Source organism: Heyndrickxia sp. MSNUG (assembly GCF_049532715.1).
GTDB lineage: Bacteria > Bacillota > Bacilli > Bacillales > Cytobacillaceae > Mesobacillus.
The window spans coordinates 3787836-3809193 of record NZ_CP150978.1; the positions used below are offsets into that span (position 1 = coordinate 3787836).

The following is a 21358-nucleotide window of genomic DNA, read 5'->3' on the forward strand; positions in this document are numbered from 1 at the left end:
TTCAGATCATGAATACAACTCAATACCTAGCTGAAATCATAAAAGAGTTAAATCGGTCCGTAGATTTAATTTCGAATGATGAAGCTGAAAAATTAGTTAATGGGATTCTTGAATCAAAAAAAATCTTTGTTGCAGGCGCAGGTAGATCTGGATTTATGGCCAAATCATTCGCCATGCGAATGATGCACATGGGGATAGATGCTTATGTGATTGGCGAAACAGTAACTCCTAACTTTGAAAAAGATGACATCTTAATCATTGGATCAGGTTCAGGAGAAACAAAAGGTTTAGTTTCCATGGCTGAGAAAGCAAAAAGCATCGGTGGGACGATTGCAGCTGTAACCATTTTCCCTGAGTCCACTATAGGACAATTAGCGGATATCACAATTAAGTTGCCTGGCTCACCTAAAGATCAGTCGGATAGTGATTTTAAGACGATTCAACCAATGGGCTCATTATTTGAGCAAACACTTTTACTATTTTACGACGCTGTGATTCTTCGGTTCATGGAGAAAAAAGGTTTGGATACCAATAAAATGTACGGTAGACACGCTAACTTAGAATAAATAGATTATTCCTCGAGTCTAAACAGGAAAGACCGCAAGCTGCTTCCATGCAAGATTGCGGTCTTTCTGTTAGGATGAACTACTTCAATTTGAAATAATTTTAGGAGTGATAAAATGATTTCTTTAAATGGAAAAACTGCAATAGTTACTGGCGCAGGAAGAGGCATTGGACGTGCTACTGCTATCGCCTTAGCAAAAGAAGGCGTTCATTTAGGACTAATTGGCTTAAATATGTCTAATCTTGAAAACGTTGCTTCTGAACTTGCACAATATGATGTAAAGGTTTCTGCGGCAACAGCAGATGTAACCGATCTTGAATCCGTTACACATGCTGTTGAACATATCACATCTGACTTAGGTCCAATCGACATCCTAATCAACAATGCAGGTGTTGCGAAATTTGGTGGGTTCCTTGATCTATCACCAGAAGAATGGGAAAAAATCATCCAAGTCAATTTAATGGGCGTGTATAATGTAACAAGAGCAGTGTTACCAGGTATGATTGAGAGAATATCAGGTGATATTATCAATATCTCTTCATCTGCTGGCCAAAAAGGTGCTCCTGTTACAAGTGCTTACAGTGCTTCTAAATTCGCTGTTTTAGGGCTAACAGAATCACTTATGCTAGAAGTAAGAAAACATAATGTCCGTGTTACTGCTTTAACACCAAGTACGGTCGTTACAGATTTAGCCATTGATACAAATCTTGTTAAAGGCAATGAAGAAAACGTGATGCACCCAGAAGACCTTGCAGAATTAGTCGTGGCTAGTTTAAAACTTAATCCAAGAGTTTTCGTTAAAACAGCTGGATTATGGTCAACAAATCCATCATAACACGAAGCAGATCCAGTTGGATCTGCTTCTTTAGTTCGGATATGATCCAAAGAATTATGACGAATTGTTTGAAGAACACATGGAGCTCTAATTAAATTTAAATACCCACAACAAAGTTACCTGGAATGGTCACTACCGGTGTTCATTAAAGGATGCTGAAATTGCACCTCGTCCTGTACAACAAAAAATAACAAGGGATTGTGAGACTATTTTTTTATACTGAAAAAGGCATCCATAGCGAAGAAGGAAAACCCTATAAAGCAGCAATAATAGCTTGTGCGAATAAGATTTTACAATGGATTTGAAGGATATGGTTCCTTACCTCCACCTGCATCTTTATAAGTGTCCCAAATGGAAAAAAAGTATACACAAGGATAAAACATAATCCATTGATAGTCTGTATAATCAATCGCTTTTTCAATTTCACCTTTAAAAACAAAATAATCGTTCTTTTGCATCCACATTGTTCTAATCCTTCGCCAAGTTTTTGTGATCGGTGGCTATAGGGGGTTGTTCCATCCAACCATTTTCTATTAAAAGATTCATACCATCTTCAGCGATTAAAGCAATTTCCATATTCATTCGAGCGTAATCAGCCGACAAGTCTCTTCTTTGACACATTGATAAAGCCTCACCGTAATAACCAAGTGCCGCAGATAGTAGTGTTGCTATATGGAATAGCATAAGCTTATCAGAAAAGGGAGGTACCGTTGAATCGGTTACTTCTGATTCAAATATCCTTGGTTGATGGAGATTCTCTTCTTCTAACATTAAACCCAGTATATGAAAGTGTCTTTTACAAAGTTTTCGAGCACGTTCGAAATACTCTCGTACTTCTTTAGATTGGCATACTTGACTGAATCCTAATTCTAAAACCATTTTCACCATATTTTTTTGCATATTAAGATGTGCACCACTGATTTCGATTGCATTTATCGGTCTTCGCTTTCCGAACCATCCAGTTAAATAGTTTTGTTTCCTAATAAAATCAATCTTTTGTTTGTTATTTAATGTAGGCGGCTTACTAAGAATTCCCTTAGATAAAGCGACGGTAGTGACCCTATCAAATAATTCCAACGTTTGAGAAGTACATTCAATAAGATATTTTCTGATATCTTCTCGAATACAAAGGCTTGTTGCACCAGCATATCTCGTCAAGCCGTGTATCGCCATAATTTGCAAATAAATAACCTTAAATGTATCCGTAAATAAACTAGGGGCGTTTACAGTTACATCTTCATCTGTGAACCCTATTGGAATCGGATAGTTTTCTTGTATTAACAATTGTTTCGTTCTCTCTATATGGGTTTCTGATAATTCTAAGGCAAATTGAAGTAAAGCACGAGTATTTTCATCTTTAACATCATTTAAGAAATAACGAAGAACACAACGTGACATACTATCATTTACATATTGCGACCAGATGATGCCATATTCTGAGGCATTAATTTTATCTTGGTGATTAAGCTGATCCATTTTTTTAACCCTCCTAACTTTTACAGAAATAGGTTAACCATTAACAATAAATTATATTTGTTAAAAACTTCAGAGAAGATTAAATTTTTCACTTCCACATACGAACCGACAACATAAAAGGAAAATATATTTATAAGTTTTAAAGGGTATATTAACTCTAGTGTTTTTTTTGGAGGGATGTATTTTGAATACTTCATTTAAAGTCATAACTACAGCCCTAATTAGATTGTTGGTTAGAATATATTTCTTAATTGAAAAGATAAGCGTTAAGTTATCTTCATCACTGAGGATGCCAACTTTAGCATAGGGGATGGTATTCCTGGAATATTGTCTTACCACATTGTTAAAAAAGTGAGCACTTGTGCTTGCTTTTTTAGTTTCTTTTATAACTAAATGCTCCGCTAGTTCAATTAAAAAGAAGGCTGCTTCATTAAAAGGTCAGCCAGATATTTAAAAGAGATACCCAATCTGATATATCACTTTATTTTATTGGCATAAGGCCCAATTTTTTGTATCTATCAAATTGTACTTTTACGAACGGTTTATAAGTTCCAATTTTTATATTAGGGCCCTTTAAATGAATCATGTCGATGATTCATCGTTTCATCCCAAATGAAAGGGACTTTTTTTACAGTACCCTCTGTAATAGTAAACTGTTTAGGCCAAAAAGCATATTTGAATATAATTATCACCATAATATAGATAACAATGAAAGGCTCTAAGTGATGAGGTGATAAATTGTCCTTCAAACAAATGTTCTTAAAAAATAAAATTGAGAATCAAGCAATAGGTCCTCATGATATTAACCATTTATTTACTAAAGCAAAAAAATCCAGTGATTTTGGACAACTTTCACTTATAAATAAAGCTGGACATTACATCCTTTCTTACTACAACACACTAATTGATCGAGAACAATTTCAGTGCAAAGTATTATATGTTTTTCAAGATCCGTCTTTTGAAGTTGGTCACATAAAGAACATTGAGGATATTAGGAATAGGATTTCTATAGAAGATATTTTGATTACAGAAGACATCGAAGTGATCGAATCGAAATTCCTTAAAGGGTATGCAATTCTGCAAATGAAAGAAAATGATTACAAGTGTGCTTTAATTAATTTATCCAATGAAAAAGTTGGGTTGCGTGAGCAAAATAACGTTGAAAATGAGTTCAGCGTCATAGGACCTCAAATCGGATTTGTTGAGAATGTCGATATCAATGTACATTTACTAAGGCAGCAAATCAATACACCTAATTTAATTATCCAAGACATTCACATAGGGTCTATGTCACATACTAAAGTCATCATCGCTTATATTGAAGGGATTACAAATGAGCAGCATATTCAAACGATGACTCAACGATTACAAAATATCGATTTTGATGTGGTTTTTGATTCCTCTCAGCTTCATCAAATCATAACCGATAATTCCTTAACACCTTTTCCGCTACTTCTATCCACGGAACGTATTGACAGAACGGTTTTTGCTTTGATTAGCGGACAGGTAGCTGTTTTTAGTAATGGATCGGCTTATGCCGTCACAGGCCCCTCCACATTACTGGATTTTTTTATTTCGCCTGAAGATTACTATTTACCTTGGATTATTGCGTCTTTTTTTCGTTTGATACGTATCTTTAGTGTGCTTTTCTCAGTTTTCGCAACCTCTATCTATATAGCTGTTTTGACATATCACTATGAAATGATTCCAAAAGTGTTACTCGGTCCCCTTAGCTTTTCACGTCATAACGTTCCGTTCACACCGGTATTAGAAGTACTTTTTTTGGAATTGACAATTGAACTTTTACGTGAAGCTGGAGCACGGTTACCTACTAAGGTGGGACAAACGCTGGGAATCGTAGGTGGCATCGTAATCGGCCAGGCCTCCGTTGAAGCAGCACTTACAAGCAATGTGTTGCTTATTATTGTTGCCTTATCTGCCTTGGCTTCTTTTACTACACCGATTTATAAAATGTCGAACACCATACGCTTTATACGTTTTCCTTTGATTATATTAGCATCCATATGGGGCGGATTTGGGATTGTTATAGGAATAAGCTTTTTGATCGTTCATCTGACACGTTTAGAATCATTAGGTACACCCTATACCGTTCCCTTATATCCATTTAGACGTAAAGATTTTGCGGATAGCATTATACGTTCGTCCTATAATGCCACTTCAAAAAGACCAAGTTATTTACGTCCTCGATCACTTTGGAGATATCATCCAAGTGACCAGATCAAAAAGAAAAACGATTTTGATGATTGATCAGAAAATAATAGACGAGGTGAGGTATGAACTCACGTTTTTTCTTTGCGATTAGCTTCATTGTCTTCCTAACTGGGTGCGAGAATGAAAGGACTATTGATCAAGTTCAGATTATCGAATCGATTGGTTATGATCAGCATGAAGATGAAATCAAGGGAACGGCTATCTATCCTACGTTCACAGAAAAAGGACAAACCAAATTAAATATCTTGATGACAAAATCTCCTTCGTATGATGATATCCTCCCGAGATTGAATACAAAGGCTGCGCATCCAATCGAAATAGGCCAATTACGTTTAGTATTGTTCGGCAAGAAGTTTGCGGAACAAGGGATTAATCCGGTTATAGAAAGCATTAAAATGGATCCGGTTGTGGGAAGTCGAATGCAGCTTGGTATAGCCGAACATACTGCAGAAAATATATTAATATCAGGTAAAAATACAAACCTTCCCTTCCATTTAAGCGATAAAATTAATCAGAATATACAGAATGGAAATTTGCCCAAAATGAATTTACACCTATTTTTAGAAAACTTTTACAATAAAGGCAGAGATCCATATTTACCTTACTTTACCATAGAGGAGGGAACAGCCCACATTAATGGGTTAGCTTTATTTAAGAATGGCAAGTATATAAACCATATTAATTTAAACCAATCATTTATTGTAAAAATGCTAATTGACGGAGCCAAAAATGGACGCTATCACATCAAAATCAATGAAAATAAAAAGGATGGTTTTATTTCATTAAAAAATCTTGATGCAAAAGCTCATTATACAATTAATCAAATCGATCAAATTCCGAACATATCTATCGATTTAACGATGAATACTCAGATAAAAGATATCCCGCCTTGGCTTAATGTAACCGCAAATAAAGATATTCTAAAAATGGAAAATATTATGAATAAACACTTTAATGAAGAAGTCCAGAAATTAATCTCGTTGTTTCAAGAATACCAAGTAGATCCAATCGGGTTTGGAGACATGGTTAGAGCAAAATCAAGAAAGTGGAATTATAGCCGGTTTCAGGATATGTATCCACATCTCAAAACTACAGTCTATACAAAGGTGAATATTATACAAACAGGTGTCGGGGAGTAAGGATTTCATTTTTGAAGAGGAGGGGAATAATGTGCAAACTTTAACCGATGAACGATTTTTAGTATCTCCTTTTTTTGTTTTCTTTCTGATTTACTCTAATATTATTGGTGTGGGAGTCATGGATTTTCAAAGAGATATTATAAAGAGTGCCGGTTACGATGCATGGATCTCCGTCCTATTATCCGGTATAAGCATTCATGTTATAGTTTGGATGATATATCGGATTCTTACAATTGCTAATAACGATATCATTTATATCCATCAATTTTGCTTTGGGAAATGGATTGGCGGGTTATTAAGCGTTTTTATCCTCATCTATTTTCTTGTAGTGGGATTGATTGTTTTCCGTGTTTATATTGAGGTTGTTCAAGTTTGGATGTTTCCTTTAATGAAGACATGGCAAATAAGCGTGATAATTCTATTCCTTCTTTATTACATTGTATCCAGTGGGTTTCGTGTGATTACCGGGGTGTGTTTCTGGGGAACAGTTCTACCTTTTGTTTTTCTGTTTCCTCTTTTATTCTTTTCCTTAGAATTTGCCCAATTCAATCATTTACTGCCTCTTTTTAATCACTCGGTTAATGAAATATTAGGATCATCTAAAAAGATGGTGTTTCAGTTTCTTGGCTTTGAGACTATACTCATGTTCTATCCATTTATCAAGAATCCTGAAAAATCAAAAAAATGGGCTCATTTCGGGGTTTTGTTTACAATCTTCCTATACCTTTCCATTACAATCATTACTTTTCTTTTCTTTAATGAAGAGCATCTCAAACAAACCATTTGGCCGACCTTAACTTTACTTAAAATTACGGAAATGCCTTTCATAGAAAGAGTTGAATACATTGTCGTTTCCTTATGGTTCCTTGTCGTATTGCCTCATATTAGCCAGCATCTATGGACAGTCTGCCGCGGACTCAAAAAGTTAGTGAATATCAAACAACGCATCAGCTTATTCATTTGCCTCTTTTTATTCTTTTTGTTCTCTAATGTATTAGAGAGCCATGAACAGATAGAACGATTAGCTGATGTATACTCATCTGTTGGCTTCTATTTTATATATTTGTATGTCCCTTTTCTCTTTTTAACGATTAACATTAAACAAAAACTCTCTAAATAGGATTTTGACGCGCGAATAATTCGATAAGGATATTAGATTTACTCGATAAAAAAACTGCATGAAATAAATTCTACACAGTTTTTTTAAAATTCCTATTAGATTGTCAGCAATTCCAACAAGAGTCTTTTTTTAAAGTGTATTTTCAAATTATATCCAATGGCATTTTCCTAGTAGGTTTAGGAAATACTTGATCAATTCTGCTGAGATCTTCTTCAGTAAACTCAATAGTTGCTGCTTCAGCATTTGCTAAAACATGTTCCTCTTGAACTGCTTTTGGAATAGCGATGACGTAATTCGAACGGATGGTCCAAGCAAGAGCGATTTGCAATGGTTGGACATTGTATTTTTCAGCTATATCATGAATAGTTGGATCGTTTAAAAGCTGTCTTCTTAAAGAGCCTCCTTGAGCTAAGGGACTGTAGGCCATGATTGGCATGTTATGTTCCCGCTGCCATGGTAAGAGATCGAAATCGATCCCTCTTGAACCTAAATGGTATAGCACTTGGTTCGTCACACAATTTTTTCCATTCGTAGTGTTCCTTAGCTCTTCCATATCATTCGTGTCAAAATTAGAGACGCCCCATCTTAAAATTTTCCCTTCTTCACGTAGTTTTTCCATTCCTTCAATTGTTTCCTTTAAAGGAACACGTCCTCTCCAGTGGAGAAGATATAAGTCCAAGTGGTCTGTTCCGAGTCGTTTTAAGCTATTTTCACATGCATTTGAAATCTTATCTAAACCTGCATGATGGGGATACACTTTTGAAACTAAAAAGACTTCATTTCTGCGTCCATTAATGGCTTCGCCAACTAAGCGTTCAGAGTCGCCATTTCCGTACATTTCAGCAGTGTCAATAAGTTTCATACCCAATTCTAAACCGAGCTGCAAGGCTTTTATTTCTTTGTCTCTCACTTGGGGATTTTCACCCATGTACCATGTTCCTTGTCCTAAACTAGGTAAAGAAGTACCGTCAGATAGGGTTACCACGTGTTTGGCTAATGCATTTTTAATTTCCGCTCTTTTCTTTTCATCCATTAGGCTCGACCCTTTCTTTTATGTATTTGGGTGTCATAGAAGTAGAATGTTAACCACTCTTCGTATAAAGTACTTATATATTTAGAATTTCCTCAACTATCAAAATCATTCTCTGTTGCAAGATATGGCCATTTCCTGCTTCCGCTGTGCAAAAAAACAAAGAAGTGAAGATGGCCTATAAGTGTCAGACACTTATAGGCCATCCTCACCACTTCTATTCTAAATCCTTTTTATCAATTGACTTTGATATTAAATGGTTTAGATCAGATGAGCTCCTCCATCAATAAGAACTGATGTGCCAGTTGTAAACCTATTTTTCACTAGGTAAACATAGGTTTCAGCAATATCTTTAGGTTGAGCAACACGTCCGACAGGTAATTGCTTAGCAATCCCATGGTACATATCTTGTCTTTGATCTTCTGGCATTCCGCCGTAAAGAGGAGTGTCAACGATACCAGGTGATACCACGTTTACTCTGATAGGTGCCAGGTCTACTGAAAGTCCTCGTACTAATCCATCGATTGCTGAATTAATGGAAGCTAGAGTCGTGGCACCTTGAGGAGGACGCACACCATATACACCAGAAGTTAATGTAATAGAACTTTCATTATTCAAGTATGGAAGAGCAGCACGAACCGAAATATACTGCCCCCAGAACTTACTATCAAAAGCCTCTCTTACGGCTGCAACAGGCAGTTCGCTAAAGTGACCCATAGCGCCTTCCCCTGCAGTAACCACCAGGTGATCAAATTCCCCAACCTTATTGAAAAAGTCTGCAACCTTTTCCTCACTGCGAAAGTCGATTTCATAGCCCTCTACGTTACCACCAAGCTTCACTTTTGCGTCAGATAATTTTGAAGCAGAACGGCTAGCAATAATGACTTGAGCGGCTTCATCGAGAAACGCCTTAGCAGCGGCTAAACCAATACCAGATGTACCTCCTAAAACAACCACTCTTTTTCCTTTTAATGACAATGTCATAACCTCCTTTATTCAATATTTGTTTAACCAACTTGCGGATTCTGGTTAAAGAATCCGCAAGTTAGAAATATTTACATTTTTACAACAGCATTATGATTTAGCTAAAAGTTTTAGTGATTCACGATTAAATGCTGGAATATCTTTTGGTTCTCGACTTGTGACAATATTTTTGCTGATGACTACTTCTTCGTCTTTATAATTTGCACCAGCATTTTTCAAATCGTTGCGAATGGATTTAAAGCCCGTGATGTCGACACCTTTTAAAAGGTCTGTATCGATTAACACTTGTGGTCCATGACAAATGGCAAAAACAGGTTTTCCATCTTGGATAAATGCTTTTGCAAATTCACCAAAACGATCGTCTTCACGCAATAAATCGGGAGAGAATCCACCAGGGATAAGCAACGCATCAAAGTCTGCAGGATGTACTTCATCAATGGATTTATCAATTTTTACGGTTGTGCCTTTTTTACCAGTTACTTGGTTACCTGATTGTTTGTCAATCGTGATAACTTCATGACCAGCTTCTTTAAAGGCTTGTGCTGGTTCAGTGTACTCCACATCTTCAAATAGGTCTGTTATAAGTGTAGCGATTTTTTTACTCATGCTCATTCACCTCCTTTCAATGACAAAACAGAAGTACATAAATGTTTCCCATCATCTTAAAAGGGACTAATGAACATACTCAAGGTCTCTCTCAACATTGGTACTTAAAATGTCTTCTGTTTTAATCTCGAGTAATTTCTCTAGGAATCTTATAGTTCCTAGTACTACTTGAATATCTCCCTCTGTTTGAACGTTATCCATTTTCTTTTGATCAATCAGTTCATTGATAACTTGTTTGAAAGCATGGGTCTTTATAAGCCATTCTCCAACCAGTTCCTTTGTTGTGTCTCTCTCTTCTTCATTTTTGACAGCAAATAAACTTTCCGTTTTTGTTTCCACGAGCGTTACGGAACCGAAATCGGAATCCATACGGATACGAAAATAATTCTTTCTGCTGTCATAATATCTTTCTTCCTTTAATAGAAAATACTCTATCCCTACTGTGATTTCATAAAAGTGTTCTGTCTCTGTAGGATAATGAAGATCTCTTACATCAACACTTTTTACAACGTCTAAATAAGTCTCCAAACCATATTGGGTACTAATGATTTTTGCATCCATTACATTCATGATTTCACTCCCTTTTTCACTTTGCGGATTGTTTTGATATTTTAAGTAGCTTGTTTAGTAAAATCCACTCAATATTAGGCTAATTGCTTTTTTCAACTTCATGTCCACCAAACTCGTTCCGAAGAGCAGCGACCACTTTCCCGGTAAAAATAAAGGTACCTACTCTAATGCTTGATAATTGTTGGTTATGACAACCATATAAAGCACATCAAATTTTTTACGATCTAAATGATTGTAGACTTTCGCTACCCTACATCTGCTTTATATACCTGATTTTTTCTCCCAGTTTGCACCATGAAAATAAACTTCCGGAAAAGGTCATGGCCATATTGAGGACATTGATCATTTGTAGTAATCGTTAAACATCTTTCGCAAACTTTTCGATGCTTTGCTTTTGGCCTTTACATAATCGTTTCATTCCTTTCTGTGTTCATTAATTGACGATCTATATTGAATAAGGATCTATAACTTTGAGCCAGAAACTGTATTTTATATTATTACAGTTCAAATAAAAAAATAGATTTACCTTAAATTCGATTTTATTTACAAAATACAAAGGAGAATTCTGCATTCACCCTCTTAAAATGAGTAATTGGTATATGTTCTTTTCAACTTAACAATCGCCGCTTAAAGAAGAATTGGTTGCGGTATTGATGTTAGTATAATATCTACACCGTAAAATTAAAAGTACGCACTTTTAGGTTATATAGTGAATAAAAATATACTTAGTATACCTTTGTACACTATTGAGAGTTATGTGATTTTCCATTAGGGGATTTATAACAGAAAAATCCCCGTTAATGTACGAGGATCTTTCAAAATTGCCTTGGAGTCATGATTTAAATAATAGTTTGATCAACTCATTATAAATAAGGTAGTATCCCTGGGGTTAAGACTTGTTGTGTTATTTTTTCTTAATGCAGACTCTTGCCCCTTGTCGTTTTCACTGAGGTTTATCATACCTTTGCGAATTGGTTTATAACAGGTAATATACACACTTTCTATTCTCTAGTATCAAACAGGATGCTAACTATTGTAAGCAAATATTACGATTTATTGCTAGAAGGGTTGGCTTTCGGTAATATAAGCGACCTATCTATACCAGATGTTTCACAAACATAGGATGCCTCCATAATAGCTGATGGATCAGCTGCTAAAACGACACTTTTTAACTTGGAAAAAATAAACCTGTTCGTAATACAATAAATAACCTTCTTTCTTTCCCCTAAAAAACCGCCTTCTCCATATAAAAAGGTGATGCTGATATTTAATTGATTGATAATACTATCTCCAACTTCATCCGGTTTTTCTGAAATGATCATGACAGATTTCCCATGATTTAATCCATCTAAAACATAATTAATCATTTTCGTCACTATATAAAAAACCGCCAGAGAAAGCATAGCCTGTTCCAATGAATAGACAAGCGCTGCAATCGTAAAAATGAAAGCATTTACGATTAATAAAAATGATGCAATCGGAAATCGATAGTGTTGGTTAAACCAAATCGCCAGCATTTCAGTACCATCTATTGCACCGCCAAACTTTACAACGATTCCTATCCCAACTCCTAAGATTACCCCTCCGTATAACACAATTAATACTTCAGATTGAGTAATAGGAGGAATCGATTTAAATAGTACTAAACCAACGGTAGTAATGATATTTGCATATAGAGTTCTAATAACAAAGGTTTTACCCACTTCTTTAGCTGTAAATATTAAGATAGGAATATTTAAGCCTAAAAATACAAAATAAATCGGGATTCCCCATAAAGCATTGGACATAATCGATAACGCTGTTACACCACCATCTACTAGCCCGTTTGGTGCTAACATCGTTTCTAATCCCATAGCAACGATTAACGCCCCAAAAGTTAAAAAAACATACTCAAGAAATTTTTTCATCATCTCACCTGAAAATATGTATTATTCTTCCTTACTATAAAACAGTTCAGCTAAAATCCTTTACAACACTGGAATATTATTTACCTTTGTGCAGATTTTACTCCTTTTTTTCCTGTATGCACTGGATCATTGCAAATAAAAAGACCACAAGTCTTGACTTATTAAAAGTCTACTTGTGGTTTTTAATCCCCTCTTTATAGAACGATTGCTATTTAATAGACGCACTTTTATTGGCAGGCGTATCTTTTACATTCTGCATATAGTTTTTACCCCACTCATACATGGAATCGAGTATTGGCATTAAGCTTTTTCCTTGTTCGGTCAATGAATATTCCACTTTTGGCGGAACAACAGGATAGACTTTTCGTTCAACAATGAGGTCTTCTTCTAGCTCTCGTAATTGGTTAACAAGCATTCGTTGAGTAATGCCCGGCATAAGAGTCTTCAGCTCACCAAATCGCTTCGTTCCCTCTTTTCCTAAATGCCACAAAATCAGCATTTTCCATTTACCACCAATAACATAAAGCGTTAATTCTTTTTCACAGTTAAACATTTTGTCCTGCATACGTGACATTTGGTTCACCTCCACTTCTATATAGAATAACACATAGTATACTTTTTAGTACTATGTATAAAAAAAGTGCGTACTTTTACACTATTACATACACATTATACTAACACAAAACCATTATTAACAAGGGCAACGATTACATTGGTTACAGTTGCCAGGAGAAGTGAAAGTGAGCAATGGGCATTATTACTACTGTGCAACAAACTTTAAAAATTATGAAGAGTGAAACAAAGATGGAATTGCAATTAGCATTAATTTAGTCAACATTCCAGAAGCAATCGAATTGGTAAAAGAAGTAGAGGAGCATATTGATATCGATAAGTTAAAAGAACCTAAAGCATCTTAAACCAGCCCATCCAATTACCATTTATCAATTAATTTGGCGCTCTCCCTTTTAAAAAAAACGAACGAGCTGCGTCTTCTTAAGTATTGCTTTTTTTACAGAATCGCAGAAGTTAATTTTCATAGTAGTTCAAGAAATAATGCACTTTATTACTGAGTTTCTCTTCTATCCGCCGTGTAGTCTAATACGAAATAAAGGATGTACATTGAAATAAAGTAAACCACCGCTGAATAGCTTATATTCCATTCACCATAATGTAAAACTCTAATATAAACCGCATACAATTCAAGTAATACAAGAATGCAAGTCCACCCCAAGATATATAAAAATTTCATTAATGCATTAGTCCTAAGGGGAAAATAATTAAAAATAATAACCAGTACCGCAATCTCACCAAGAGCTACAGCTAGGTACAGCCACTCTATTTGTTCTTTATCAAAATACCAGTAAAGCTTGTACTTTAAATCAAGATACAAATCAGTTACAAAATTCATTAACAATGCAAACTGTATTGTAGCTAGTAACTCGTGCCTAGTTCTTTTTTTGGGCATTTTTAGTGCAATTAAAAGAACTAATATAACTGTCGCGATAAATAGCTTAACCAAGGAGAACACCTCGTTTTAAAAAACAACAATTTCAACCTTATTATTCTTTTTTATTCGATGAATTATTCTTCTTAAAACTACCCTTCCCCGGTAGTTGAACAAGAAAAGCCTTACTTCTATCTGAAGTAAAGCACCAGTATGTTTAAGTGGATATGTATAAAAAATCGGGAAACAATTTCATATCAAATAGAGCCTTGTTTTTTCATTGTTTACTTAACCAATCTTCGAATGTCCTAAGTATAACCACCTGCATTAGAGATAACCTATTTTATGGAGGTGCTAAACATGGGTCAAAATTTTGAAAAAAATCTTATAAAATTGCTTTATTTCTTTGGTATTAGTTCCTTTATTTACTTAATTAAAAAACCACTTGCAAAGGACTGGCTCCTTGTTTTCTTTATAAAAAGTTATTATGCATCATTGGTCGATCAACTAGTTGTAAATAAAGGTTATGTTAAATATCCCACCCGATTTCCAAAACGAGTTAAAACAAGTTTGGTTTTTGATTACATACTTTTCCCAATTTCTTGTGTCTATTATAATCAACTGACTAAGGATTCTCGCATGATTCAGTGCCTTTTAAAAATTCTGTATTTCAGTGTACCGATGACTATTACTGAGCTATGGCTAGAAAAAAATACTCAACTTGTTAAATATAAAAAGGGGTGGAATTGGAAAACCACTTTCTATTCGCTTTCTTTTTCCTTTTTATTGGTCAGATTTTCAATGTCTGTTATAAGAAGTCTCTTCAATAATAAATACGATTTTTCTTAAGATGGAGGTTCTTAATCACAAGAGAGTAAAAAGGATCCCTTTGTATTTTAAGTTCAACCAGATAATTCTGGTTGACCATTTTTTTAGATACAAGAAAAAAGAACGCCGCAACAATCATCCGCAGCCACCAAAATAAATGAATTTCCCCCACTAAAGCCATATAAGATAAATTAACAATTTTAAAAACCATTAATGAATTTTACTCTCCTATTTTGGAACAATACAATTGATTGTATTAACGAATAAGGAGGTTGATTAGAAATGGATATTAAGAAATTAGCCGATCATGAGTCTTTGGATCTTCATGAAGTTATTAATTTTAAAACCCTTTGCTTAGCGAAATCAAAACTAATGCAAGGTCTGGCATTTGATCAGGATTTGAGAGCATTAATGCAAAAAGATGTTGAACAATCCATTATAGCGCTTGGAGAATTACAGGCAATTTATCAACGTGCGCCTTTTGAAGCTCCTGTTCCTCAAAACCGGCCAACACCAATAGTAAATTGAAAAGGAGGCAAATTCATTGAATAATGACTATTTAGACCCTATAAACTCGTTACACGTACCAGAGCTAGCAGATACCACATTTGCGATGGATTTACTTCTTCGTGCCAAAGAAGGTGTCCGCAATATAGCTGTAGCATTAACGGAGTCCGCATCACCTGATGTCAGAACCCTCTTACGAAACCAGCTAATGCAAGGGATTGCCATGCACCAAGAAATAACAGAACTAATGATTAATAAAAAATGGTTCCATCCATACGAACTAAGTGAACAGTATAAACTAGATCAACTCTCTGCCAACAATACATTGATGATTGGCAAAATGAATCTATTTCCCGTTGACACCAATAGAAAAGGTATGTTTGACCGGACACCTGATGATCACTAACACTGGAGGCTGTAACCAATGAAGGCAGTAACGTATCAAGGTATTAAAAATGTTGTAGTCAAAGACGTCCCAGATCCAAAGATTGAAAAACCAGATGACATGATTATTAAAGTAACGAGTACAGCTATATGCGGGTCTGATTTACATTTAATCCATGGAATGATTCCAAATATGCAGGAAGACTATATTATCGGTCATGAACCGATGGGAATTGTTGAAGAGGTTGGACCCAATGTTACGAAAGTAAAAAAAGGGGATCGTGTTATTATTCCTTTTAACATTGCCTGCGGGGAATGCATTTATTGTAAAAACCATTTGGAAAGCCAATGTGATAATTCTAATGATAATGGTGATATGGGTGCGTATTTCGGATATTCGGGAACGACTGGCGGTTACCCAGGCGGGCAAGCTGAATATTTACGCGTTCCCTTTGCAAATTTCACTCACTTTAAGATTCCAGAAACCTGTGAAGAACCAGATGAAAAATTAGCCGTTATCGCTGACGCTATGACCACTGGTTTTTGGAGTGTTGACAATGCAGGCGTAAAGGCCGGAGATACAGTTATTGTATTTGGCTGCGGTCCAGTTGGTCTTTTTGCTCAAAAATTCTGTTGGCTAAAAGGTGCAAAGCGTGTCATTGCTGTAGACTATGTCAATTATCGCCTTCAGCACGCCAAACGTACCAACAAAGTAGAAATTGTTAACTTCGAAGACCATGAGAATGTAGGAAGTTACCTGAAGGAAATCACCAAAGGGGGCGCAGATGTTGTCATTGATGCAGTTGGTATGGACGGTAAAATGACTGATATGGAGTTCCTTGCCAGCGGAATGAAGCTTCAAGGGGGAGCATTAGGTCCGTTTATAATGGCTTCACAAGCAGTGCGTAAAGGCGGGACAATTCAAGTTACTGGCGTTTACGGCGGCAGATATAATGGTTTCCCTTTTGGAGATATTATGCAGCGAAATGTCAATATCCGCTCCGGTCAAGCTCCTGTCATCCATTATATGCCATACATGTTTGAATTGGTAACAACCGGTAAGATTGACCCGGGCGATGTAGTAAGTCATGTCATTCCTCTTAGTGAAGCAAAACATGGCTATGAGATTTTTGACACAAAAATGGATGAATGTATAAAAGTCGTGTTGAAACCTTAAGGAAGGAGGTATGAAAAATGAACTACACCTTGCATGAAGTTCTTGAGGTCCATGAGATAGCTGCATTTAAGACCAATTGTCTGACTAAGTCCAAAACGATGAAAGCGTTAGTTACAGATCAGCAATTAAAAGATATTATACAGCAAGACATTGATGTATCTACGATACAATTACAAGAATATGCTTCTATCCTTTCCAACGCTAAGCAGTAAATTAGGAGATGAATGAACATGAATCCAATCATTGAAAATTTAACTGGCATGAACGCACTATCAGATCAAGTGGTTGCAATGGATTTATTGATTGCAGCTAAGAGTGGAGTTAGAAATTATGCCATGGCAGTTACAGAATCAGGAACGCCCGAAATCAAAGAAATGCTCACTCGCCATTTAACGGAAGCTATTGATATGCATGAACAAGTTTCCTATTATATGGTAGAAAAAGGATGGTATCATGCTTGGGATACAAACGAACAAATCAATTTAGATTTAAATAATATCGATACAGCATTGAACTTACCCACTCTATAAAAAATAGAGCAGTTTAGGATTACCAGCCTAAACTGCTACTAACAATCCAAAAATGATTTAAATATATAATTTTCTGTCTTGTGTGACCACAATTTTTTTCAATAATAAATTCGAATTATTTTTATTATCAAAAGGTCGGAGCAGGAAATTCACCAATTTTCATACGAAGTAAACTATAAGGTTTTTGTCGCAGGTCTTTTCCATAATGAAATCTTGCCTGTCGATGTAATTGGTTCACAATGACATATAAGTATTCATCCGGACCAATCGAAAAAGTATCCGGCCATAAAATTCTCGGATCATGTGCGATGGTTTCCATTGTACCATTCGGTAATATCTTTCGAATACTATTGTTCTCGTAATCTCCAGCATAAACGGCCCCTTTTGCATCTGTAATCATTCCATCAGAAGCACCTTTTTCTCCCCAATACTCCACATGATAAGGTAAATCCATATCCGGTATATTTCTGTCTCTCAGGGCTTCTGTTGGGATTGAGAACAGATGACGACTTGTTAGTGGACAAAAAAATAATACCTTTCCATCAGGAGATATCGCAATACCGTCAGACGCCAATCTAAATGGAGAAGTTCCGCCATCTTTATTTCGATTCATCAACACTTTCCCTTCTACTTTCGGTATAAAATAGGGATCGGGTGAAGTTGAATTTGCTCCATTTAACCGTCTAAACGCGTTTCCATTTTCTAAATCTACGACTATAATAGCTCCTGGTCCTTTGGAAGAAGAATCCGTTATATAGGCATAACCTGCGTTTCCAACACGAAAATCAAATCGGACATCATTCAGGTAAGTTGTTGGCAGGACAACATCTTCTGTAAAGGTATATACTCTTCTAATTGTATTGGTTTTTAAATCTACAGCGACTAATTTTGCCCCACCTCTAATAGGTTCAGAAAAATTGGGTGCTGCTGTATCTAATACCCAAAGCGTACCTCTTCCATCAGCAACTACACTTTGGACACTGATGAAAGTCATTGTGATATTCTCGGGGTTAACCAAATTGGTTTGTAAATTAGGATAAGGCTGCAATTTATCCTCAACAATCTCCGCAACCGTAAATTTAACATCGTCTCCCCATTTCGGAAAACAAATAAAAATACGACCAGTTTCCGAAACACTAACACCTGTAGGCATAGCCCCATAAAATGCATAAACTAGTTCTAACTTACCGAAATATATTTCAATAGGTAGCATTGGTTTCATGATATCCTCCTCAACCATTTAAAACGGGATATCACCTATATATGATTTATATTTTTTCTAGTGCATGTTTCTTAATAAGTTTTTCTATACGAAAAGATGATGGAAATGGAATTGATTGTTTCGATATTTAAAAAGTCTTGTCAGGCGAAACTGGGTATGCTTTATGAGCAAATGACAAGATTAAGAAATATAGGTATCAAACAGAGCATCTGGGTTCCCAGCTTGCACTAAAGTATATAACCTTTTTTACAAATACCACTCCCGATTATTCAAGGCTAATATTCTTTATGAAATATGTAAGATAACGTCAATTGAAAAAAAGCAATAAATGCCTTGAAATTGTACCACGGCCATTTAGAAAGCCAATTTTTGTTTAGTCACTTTCATGATTTATCATTACCTACTTTTAATCATTAAAAGGTTGGTCGCCTAATTTAACCATTCCTATTCAATATTTCTCAGTTACTCGCATTAATAAGAATCAGTGACTTTTTATTAACACAAAGAAGCAGCCCAATTCAGTTGCGAATTGGAATGCTTCTTTGTGTGCTAATATTATTTTTATACTCGAAAACCGAACCGGTTACTCAATTTTTGCAATGTGTTGTTTCTTTGTTTATTAAAAGGCATTTTGATGGCAGGTTAAAAATTAAAATCCCAAAATACACTTTATTTGATACTTTTAGCGATTTGGGATAACCCTTCGCTAAGTGGTGTAGCCGGACGCCCAAGTAATTTTTCCAAATCGCTGTTCTCGATTTCAAGTGTGCCCTCTCGAATATCTTTCTGGATACCAACTAGAAATGGAATGAGGAATTCTGGAACGCCAGTACCCTCCAATATCTCAGCATAGGAAGCATCATCAACCTGTTGTACTGGTACTTCCTTACCCAAAACAGCGCCAAGTGCAGATGCAAACTCTTCCTGTGTCAATAACTTGCCAGAGAGCTCATAGATAGTGTTTTCGTGCCCGTTACCAGCTAATACTGCCGCTGCAGCCTCTGCATAATCCTGTTGCAGTGCCCAGCCAACTTTTCCAGTTCCTGCAGAAGTCACCCATGGGGCTCCTGCCAGTACACCTTGAATGCTTGAACTTTCATTCTCCAAGTACCAATTGTTACGCAAGAAAGAATAAGGAATTCCTGTTTTCAAAATAGCTTCTTCTGTTGCCTTATGTGTTGGAGCAAGCTTGTTTTTACTTTCCTGTGCGTTTCCAATGCTAGTATATATAATAAATTCAACACCGGCACGCTCTGCTGCAGCAACCGCATTCGTGTGCTGACGAATTCTTGTTTCATTGTCTCCATCCGCAGATATAATCAATAAGCGATTGATTCCTTTAAAAGCTGTATCTAAAGTTTCTGGACGGTCAAAATCTCCCTGGCGAACTTCTACTCCTCGAGTTTTTATTCCTTCCGCCTTTTCGGGATTACGAACACTAACAGCAAGTTGATTTGCTGGTACAGTTTTCAATAATGCATCAACAATTTTGGTGCCCAATTTCCCTGTAGCTCCAGTTACTAACAATTTCATCTTCCATTCCTCCCAATTAAATATTTATCGTTCCATCCTTCAGTTACATACAATTCAATCAACTGTAACCATTACGATTACATGTAATCATAATAATTACAACTTAAGATTTTGTCAATAACTATAAATGATAAATTTTTAAGGTATAATATAAACGGTGTAACCACTTTTATTACAAGAAAAGATTTATCCTTATGAAAACGCAAGAAAGGTGGTGAATAAATGTCCATTAGCAGCCGATTTGCTGTAGGCGTTCATATATTATCTCTTATAGAGTTTAATAAAGACGGTGTAAGTTCATCTGAATATTTAGCAGAAAGTGTAAACACAAATCCAGCACTTATCAGGAAAATTATTGGAATGCTAAAGAAAGCAGGGTTAGTAGAGGTACATCCTGGTATTCCGGGAACTAAGCTTGCAAGGAATTTATCTGACATTACTCTGTTAGATGTATATAAGGCAGTTAATGTCGTACAGGATAATGAGTTGTTTAATGTTCATGAAAGTCCAAATCCTAAATGTCCTGTAGGAAGAAACATTCAAGATACGATCATTCCTATATTGTCAGCCGCACAATTAGCGATGGAAAAGGTCTTAGGAAATGTAACTATCGAGTATGTAGTTAAGGATATGCTTGAAAAAGAAAAAATAAATTAACAACTAGTCATAGTTTAATAAAGGTATGTCATTACCATTTGCAATTACAATTTAATAGATAGACTTTGTTGGCCTACTACTAGGCCAACAAAGAAAAAGGGGCAATGCTTTATCAAATTGCCCCTTTCTATATTGGTGTGCTATTTGTACCGGTTTATATAGTCAAGTTTTAATTAATTGCCTCTTTCTTAGGATTACCCCCTACAGTCTCCATATAGTTTTTACCCCATTTATACATAGCATCAAGAATCGGCATCAAGCTTCTCCCCTGCTCAGTGAGGGAGTATTCCACTTTTGGAGGAACAACCGGGTAAACTTTCCGCTCTACTATCAAGTCTTCTTCAAGTTCACGCAATTGGTTCACAAGCATCCTTTGCGTGATTCCTGGCATGAGAGCCTTCAATTCACCAAATCGCTTGGTTCCTTCTTTCCCTAAATGCCATAATATAAGCATTTTCCACTTACCACCGATAACTGATAGAGTCAATTCCTTTTCACAGTTAAAGATCTTATCTTGCATTCGTGACATTTCACTCACCTCTATGGTTATTACACCAAACAGTATACTTTTTAGCACTATGTAAGATAAAAGTGCGTACTTCCACTAAAATA

Annotated in this window: 24 protein-coding genes and 1 pseudogene; 13 read left to right on the forward strand and 12 right to left on the reverse strand. The window is 35.8% G+C overall.

Annotated features, from left to right (window positions below; all coding sequences use genetic code 11):
- Positions 1-8: 8 nt before the first annotated feature.
- Together hxlB and AABM38_RS19110 are read left to right on the forward strand one after the other, a co-directional pair.
- Positions 9-566: a 6-phospho-3-hexuloisomerase gene (gene hxlB / locus AABM38_RS19105; RefSeq protein ID WP_423407782.1), complete on the forward strand. Its 558-nt coding sequence runs from the start codon at positions 9-11 to the stop codon at positions 564-566.
- A gap of 114 nt (positions 567-680) precedes the next feature.
- The gene (locus tag AABM38_RS19110) at positions 681-1400 is read left to right on the forward strand and encodes a 3-ketoacyl-ACP reductase (protein WP_423407783.1); all 720 of its coding nucleotides are present in this window, start codon (positions 681-683) and stop codon (positions 1398-1400) included.
- A 290-nt stretch (positions 1401-1690) separates the two neighbouring features.
- On the opposite strand, the gene AABM38_RS19115 is transcribed toward AABM38_RS19110, so the two are convergent.
- Positions 1691-1864: a hypothetical protein gene (locus AABM38_RS19115; RefSeq protein WP_423407784.1), complete on the reverse strand. Its 174-nt coding sequence runs from the start codon at positions 1862-1864 to the stop codon at positions 1691-1693.
- 4 nt (positions 1865-1868) lie between these two features.
- Positions 1869-2876, reverse strand: a complete 1008-nt coding sequence (locus AABM38_RS19120; RefSeq protein ID WP_423407785.1) for a DUF3231 family protein — start codon at positions 2874-2876, stop codon at positions 1869-1871.
- A gap of 753 nt (positions 2877-3629) precedes the next feature.
- Here AABM38_RS19120 and AABM38_RS19125 point away from each other — a divergent pair.
- Genes AABM38_RS19125 through AABM38_RS19135 form a run of 3 tightly spaced genes read left to right on the forward strand, consistent with a single transcriptional unit; the run spans position 3630 to position 7367 of the window.
- The gene (locus AABM38_RS19125; RefSeq protein WP_423410795.1) at positions 3630-5144 is read left to right on the forward strand and encodes a spore germination protein; all 1515 of its coding nucleotides are present in this window, start codon (positions 3630-3632) and stop codon (positions 5142-5144) included.
- Positions 5145-5170: 26 nt separating this feature from the next.
- Entirely contained in the window at positions 5171-6247 is a 1077-nt protein-coding gene (locus tag AABM38_RS19130) for a Ger(x)C family spore germination protein (RefSeq protein ID WP_423407786.1), read from the forward strand.
- 31 nt (positions 6248-6278) lie between these two features.
- Positions 6279-7367, forward strand: a complete 1089-nt coding sequence (locus AABM38_RS19135; protein ID WP_423407787.1) for a GerAB/ArcD/ProY family transporter — start codon at positions 6279-6281, stop codon at positions 7365-7367.
- A gap of 142 nt (positions 7368-7509) precedes the next feature.
- Here AABM38_RS19135 and AABM38_RS19140 read toward each other — a convergent pair whose 3' ends face one another.
- The 6 genes from AABM38_RS19140 to AABM38_RS19165 form a co-directional block, all read right to left on the reverse strand.
- Entirely contained in the window at positions 7510-8400 is an 891-nt protein-coding gene (locus AABM38_RS19140; protein WP_423407788.1) for an aldo/keto reductase, read from the reverse strand.
- 258 nt (positions 8401-8658) lie between these two features.
- Positions 8659-9375: an SDR family oxidoreductase gene (locus AABM38_RS19145; RefSeq protein ID WP_423407789.1), complete on the reverse strand. Its 717-nt coding sequence runs from the start codon at positions 9373-9375 to the stop codon at positions 8659-8661.
- 96 nt (positions 9376-9471) lie between these two features.
- Positions 9472-9987, reverse strand: a complete 516-nt coding sequence (locus tag AABM38_RS19150; RefSeq protein ID WP_423407790.1) for a type 1 glutamine amidotransferase domain-containing protein — start codon at positions 9985-9987, stop codon at positions 9472-9474.
- 66 nt (positions 9988-10053) lie between these two features.
- Entirely contained in the window at positions 10054-10557 is a 504-nt protein-coding gene (locus tag AABM38_RS19155; protein WP_423407791.1) for a hypothetical protein, read from the reverse strand.
- A gap of 1046 nt (positions 10558-11603) precedes the next feature.
- Complete coding sequence (locus tag AABM38_RS19160) at positions 11604-12464, reverse strand: YitT family protein (protein WP_423410796.1); 861 nt, start codon at positions 12462-12464, stop codon at positions 11604-11606.
- 208 nt (positions 12465-12672) lie between these two features.
- Entirely contained in the window at positions 12673-13038 is a 366-nt protein-coding gene (locus AABM38_RS19165) for a winged helix-turn-helix transcriptional regulator (protein ID WP_423407792.1), read from the reverse strand.
- A 230-nt stretch (positions 13039-13268) separates the two neighbouring features.
- On the opposite strand from AABM38_RS19165, the pseudogene AABM38_RS19170 reads away from it, so the two are divergent.
- Positions 13269-13369: pseudogene (locus tag AABM38_RS19170) on the forward strand (3-hexulose-6-phosphate synthase); the annotation flags it as partial.
- 158 nt (positions 13370-13527) lie between these two features.
- Here AABM38_RS19170 and AABM38_RS19175 read toward each other — a convergent pair.
- Positions 13528-13983, reverse strand: coding sequence for a CBO0543 family protein (locus AABM38_RS19175; protein WP_423407793.1), 456 nt, complete (start codon positions 13981-13983; stop codon positions 13528-13530).
- A 285-nt stretch (positions 13984-14268) separates the two neighbouring features.
- Here AABM38_RS19175 and AABM38_RS19180 point away from each other — a divergent pair, with 285 nt between their 5' ends.
- The 6 genes from AABM38_RS19180 (at position 14269) to AABM38_RS19205 (ending at position 17334) form a co-directional block, all read left to right on the forward strand.
- Positions 14269-14757, forward strand: a complete 489-nt coding sequence (locus AABM38_RS19180) for a CBO0543 family protein (RefSeq protein ID WP_423407794.1) — start codon at positions 14269-14271, stop codon at positions 14755-14757.
- A 261-nt stretch (positions 14758-15018) separates the two neighbouring features.
- Positions 15019-15264, forward strand: coding sequence for a spore gernimation protein GerQ (locus AABM38_RS19185; RefSeq protein ID WP_423407795.1), 246 nt, complete (start codon positions 15019-15021; stop codon positions 15262-15264).
- Between the two features lie 16 nt (positions 15265-15280).
- Positions 15281-15649, forward strand: coding sequence for a spore coat protein (locus AABM38_RS19190; protein ID WP_423407796.1), 369 nt, complete (start codon positions 15281-15283; stop codon positions 15647-15649).
- 18 nt (positions 15650-15667) lie between these two features.
- Entirely contained in the window at positions 15668-16804 is a 1137-nt protein-coding gene (locus AABM38_RS19195; protein ID WP_423407797.1) for a zinc-dependent alcohol dehydrogenase, read from the forward strand.
- A gap of 17 nt (positions 16805-16821) precedes the next feature.
- A complete protein-coding gene (locus tag AABM38_RS19200; RefSeq protein ID WP_423407798.1) occupies positions 16822-17016 on the forward strand; it encodes a hypothetical protein in 195 nt (64 codons plus the stop codon).
- Positions 17017-17034: 18 nt separating this feature from the next.
- A complete protein-coding gene (locus tag AABM38_RS19205) occupies positions 17035-17334 on the forward strand; it encodes a spore coat protein (RefSeq protein WP_423407799.1) in 300 nt (99 codons plus the stop codon).
- Between the two features lie 127 nt (positions 17335-17461).
- Here AABM38_RS19205 and AABM38_RS19210 read toward each other — a convergent pair whose 3' ends face one another.
- Positions 17462-18556: an L-dopachrome tautomerase-related protein gene (locus tag AABM38_RS19210; protein ID WP_423407800.1), complete on the reverse strand. Its 1095-nt coding sequence runs from the start codon at positions 18554-18556 to the stop codon at positions 17462-17464.
- Between the two features lie 669 nt (positions 18557-19225).
- Positions 19226-20089: an SDR family oxidoreductase gene (locus tag AABM38_RS19215; RefSeq protein ID WP_423407801.1), complete on the reverse strand. Its 864-nt coding sequence runs from the start codon at positions 20087-20089 to the stop codon at positions 19226-19228.
- 222 nt (positions 20090-20311) lie between these two features.
- Between AABM38_RS19215 and AABM38_RS19220 the strand changes: the two genes are divergently transcribed.
- Positions 20312-20746 (forward strand): Rrf2 family transcriptional regulator, encoded by a 435-nt coding sequence (locus AABM38_RS19220; protein ID WP_423407802.1) that lies wholly within the window; start codon positions 20312-20314, stop codon positions 20744-20746.
- 169 nt (positions 20747-20915) lie between these two features.
- On the opposite strand, the gene AABM38_RS19225 is transcribed toward AABM38_RS19220, so the two are convergent.
- Complete coding sequence (locus AABM38_RS19225) at positions 20916-21275, reverse strand: winged helix-turn-helix transcriptional regulator (protein WP_423407803.1); 360 nt, start codon at positions 21273-21275, stop codon at positions 20916-20918.
- Positions 21276-21358: the final 83 nt, after the last annotated feature.

What these genes read in the sequence shown, in the direction of transcription:
- hxlB (WP_423407782.1), top strand. Translation starts at nt 9, where the DNA reads ATGAATACAACTCAATACCTAGCTGAAATCATAAAAGAGTTAAATCGG.
- AABM38_RS19110 (WP_423407783.1), top strand. Translation starts at nt 681, where the DNA reads ATGATTTCTTTAAATGGAAAAACTGCAATAGTTACTGGCGCAGGAAGA.
- AABM38_RS19115 (WP_423407784.1), bottom strand. Translation starts at nt 1,864, where the DNA reads ATGTGGATGCAAAAGAACGATTATTTTGTTTTTAAAGGTGAAATTGAA.
- AABM38_RS19120 (WP_423407785.1), bottom strand. Translation starts at nt 2,876, where the DNA reads ATGGATCAGCTTAATCACCAAGATAAAATTAATGCCTCAGAATATGGC.
- AABM38_RS19125 (WP_423410795.1), top strand. Translation starts at nt 3,630, where the DNA reads ATGTTCTTAAAAAATAAAATTGAGAATCAAGCAATAGGTCCTCATGAT.
- AABM38_RS19130 (WP_423407786.1), top strand. Translation starts at nt 5,171, where the DNA reads ATGAACTCACGTTTTTTCTTTGCGATTAGCTTCATTGTCTTCCTAACT.
- AABM38_RS19140 (WP_423407788.1), bottom strand. Translation starts at nt 8,400, where the DNA reads ATGGATGAAAAGAAAAGAGCGGAAATTAAAAATGCATTAGCCAAACAC.
- AABM38_RS19150 (WP_423407790.1), bottom strand. Translation starts at nt 9,987, where the DNA reads ATGAGTAAAAAAATCGCTACACTTATAACAGACCTATTTGAAGATGTG.
- AABM38_RS19155 (WP_423407791.1), bottom strand. Translation starts at nt 10,557, where the DNA reads ATGAATGTAATGGATGCAAAAATCATTAGTACCCAATATGGTTTGGAG.
- AABM38_RS19160 (WP_423410796.1), bottom strand. Translation starts at nt 12,464, where the DNA reads ATGAAAAAATTTCTTGAGTATGTTTTTTTAACTTTTGGGGCGTTAATC.
- AABM38_RS19165 (WP_423407792.1), bottom strand. Translation starts at nt 13,038, where the DNA reads ATGTCACGTATGCAGGACAAAATGTTTAACTGTGAAAAAGAATTAACG.
- AABM38_RS19180 (WP_423407794.1), top strand. Translation starts at nt 14,269, where the DNA reads ATGGGTCAAAATTTTGAAAAAAATCTTATAAAATTGCTTTATTTCTTT.
- AABM38_RS19185 (WP_423407795.1), top strand. Translation starts at nt 15,019, where the DNA reads ATGGATATTAAGAAATTAGCCGATCATGAGTCTTTGGATCTTCATGAA.
- AABM38_RS19195 (WP_423407797.1), top strand. Translation starts at nt 15,668, where the DNA reads ATGAAGGCAGTAACGTATCAAGGTATTAAAAATGTTGTAGTCAAAGAC.
- AABM38_RS19200 (WP_423407798.1), top strand. Translation starts at nt 16,822, where the DNA reads ATGAACTACACCTTGCATGAAGTTCTTGAGGTCCATGAGATAGCTGCA.
- AABM38_RS19205 (WP_423407799.1), top strand. Translation starts at nt 17,035, where the DNA reads ATGAATCCAATCATTGAAAATTTAACTGGCATGAACGCACTATCAGAT.
- AABM38_RS19210 (WP_423407800.1), bottom strand. Translation starts at nt 18,556, where the DNA reads ATGAAACCAATGCTACCTATTGAAATATATTTCGGTAAGTTAGAACTA.
- AABM38_RS19215 (WP_423407801.1), bottom strand. Translation starts at nt 20,089, where the DNA reads ATGAAATTGTTAGTAACTGGAGCTACAGGGAAATTGGGCACCAAAATT.
- AABM38_RS19220 (WP_423407802.1), top strand. Translation starts at nt 20,312, where the DNA reads ATGTCCATTAGCAGCCGATTTGCTGTAGGCGTTCATATATTATCTCTT.
- AABM38_RS19225 (WP_423407803.1), bottom strand. Translation starts at nt 21,275, where the DNA reads ATGTCACGAATGCAAGATAAGATCTTTAACTGTGAAAAGGAATTGACT.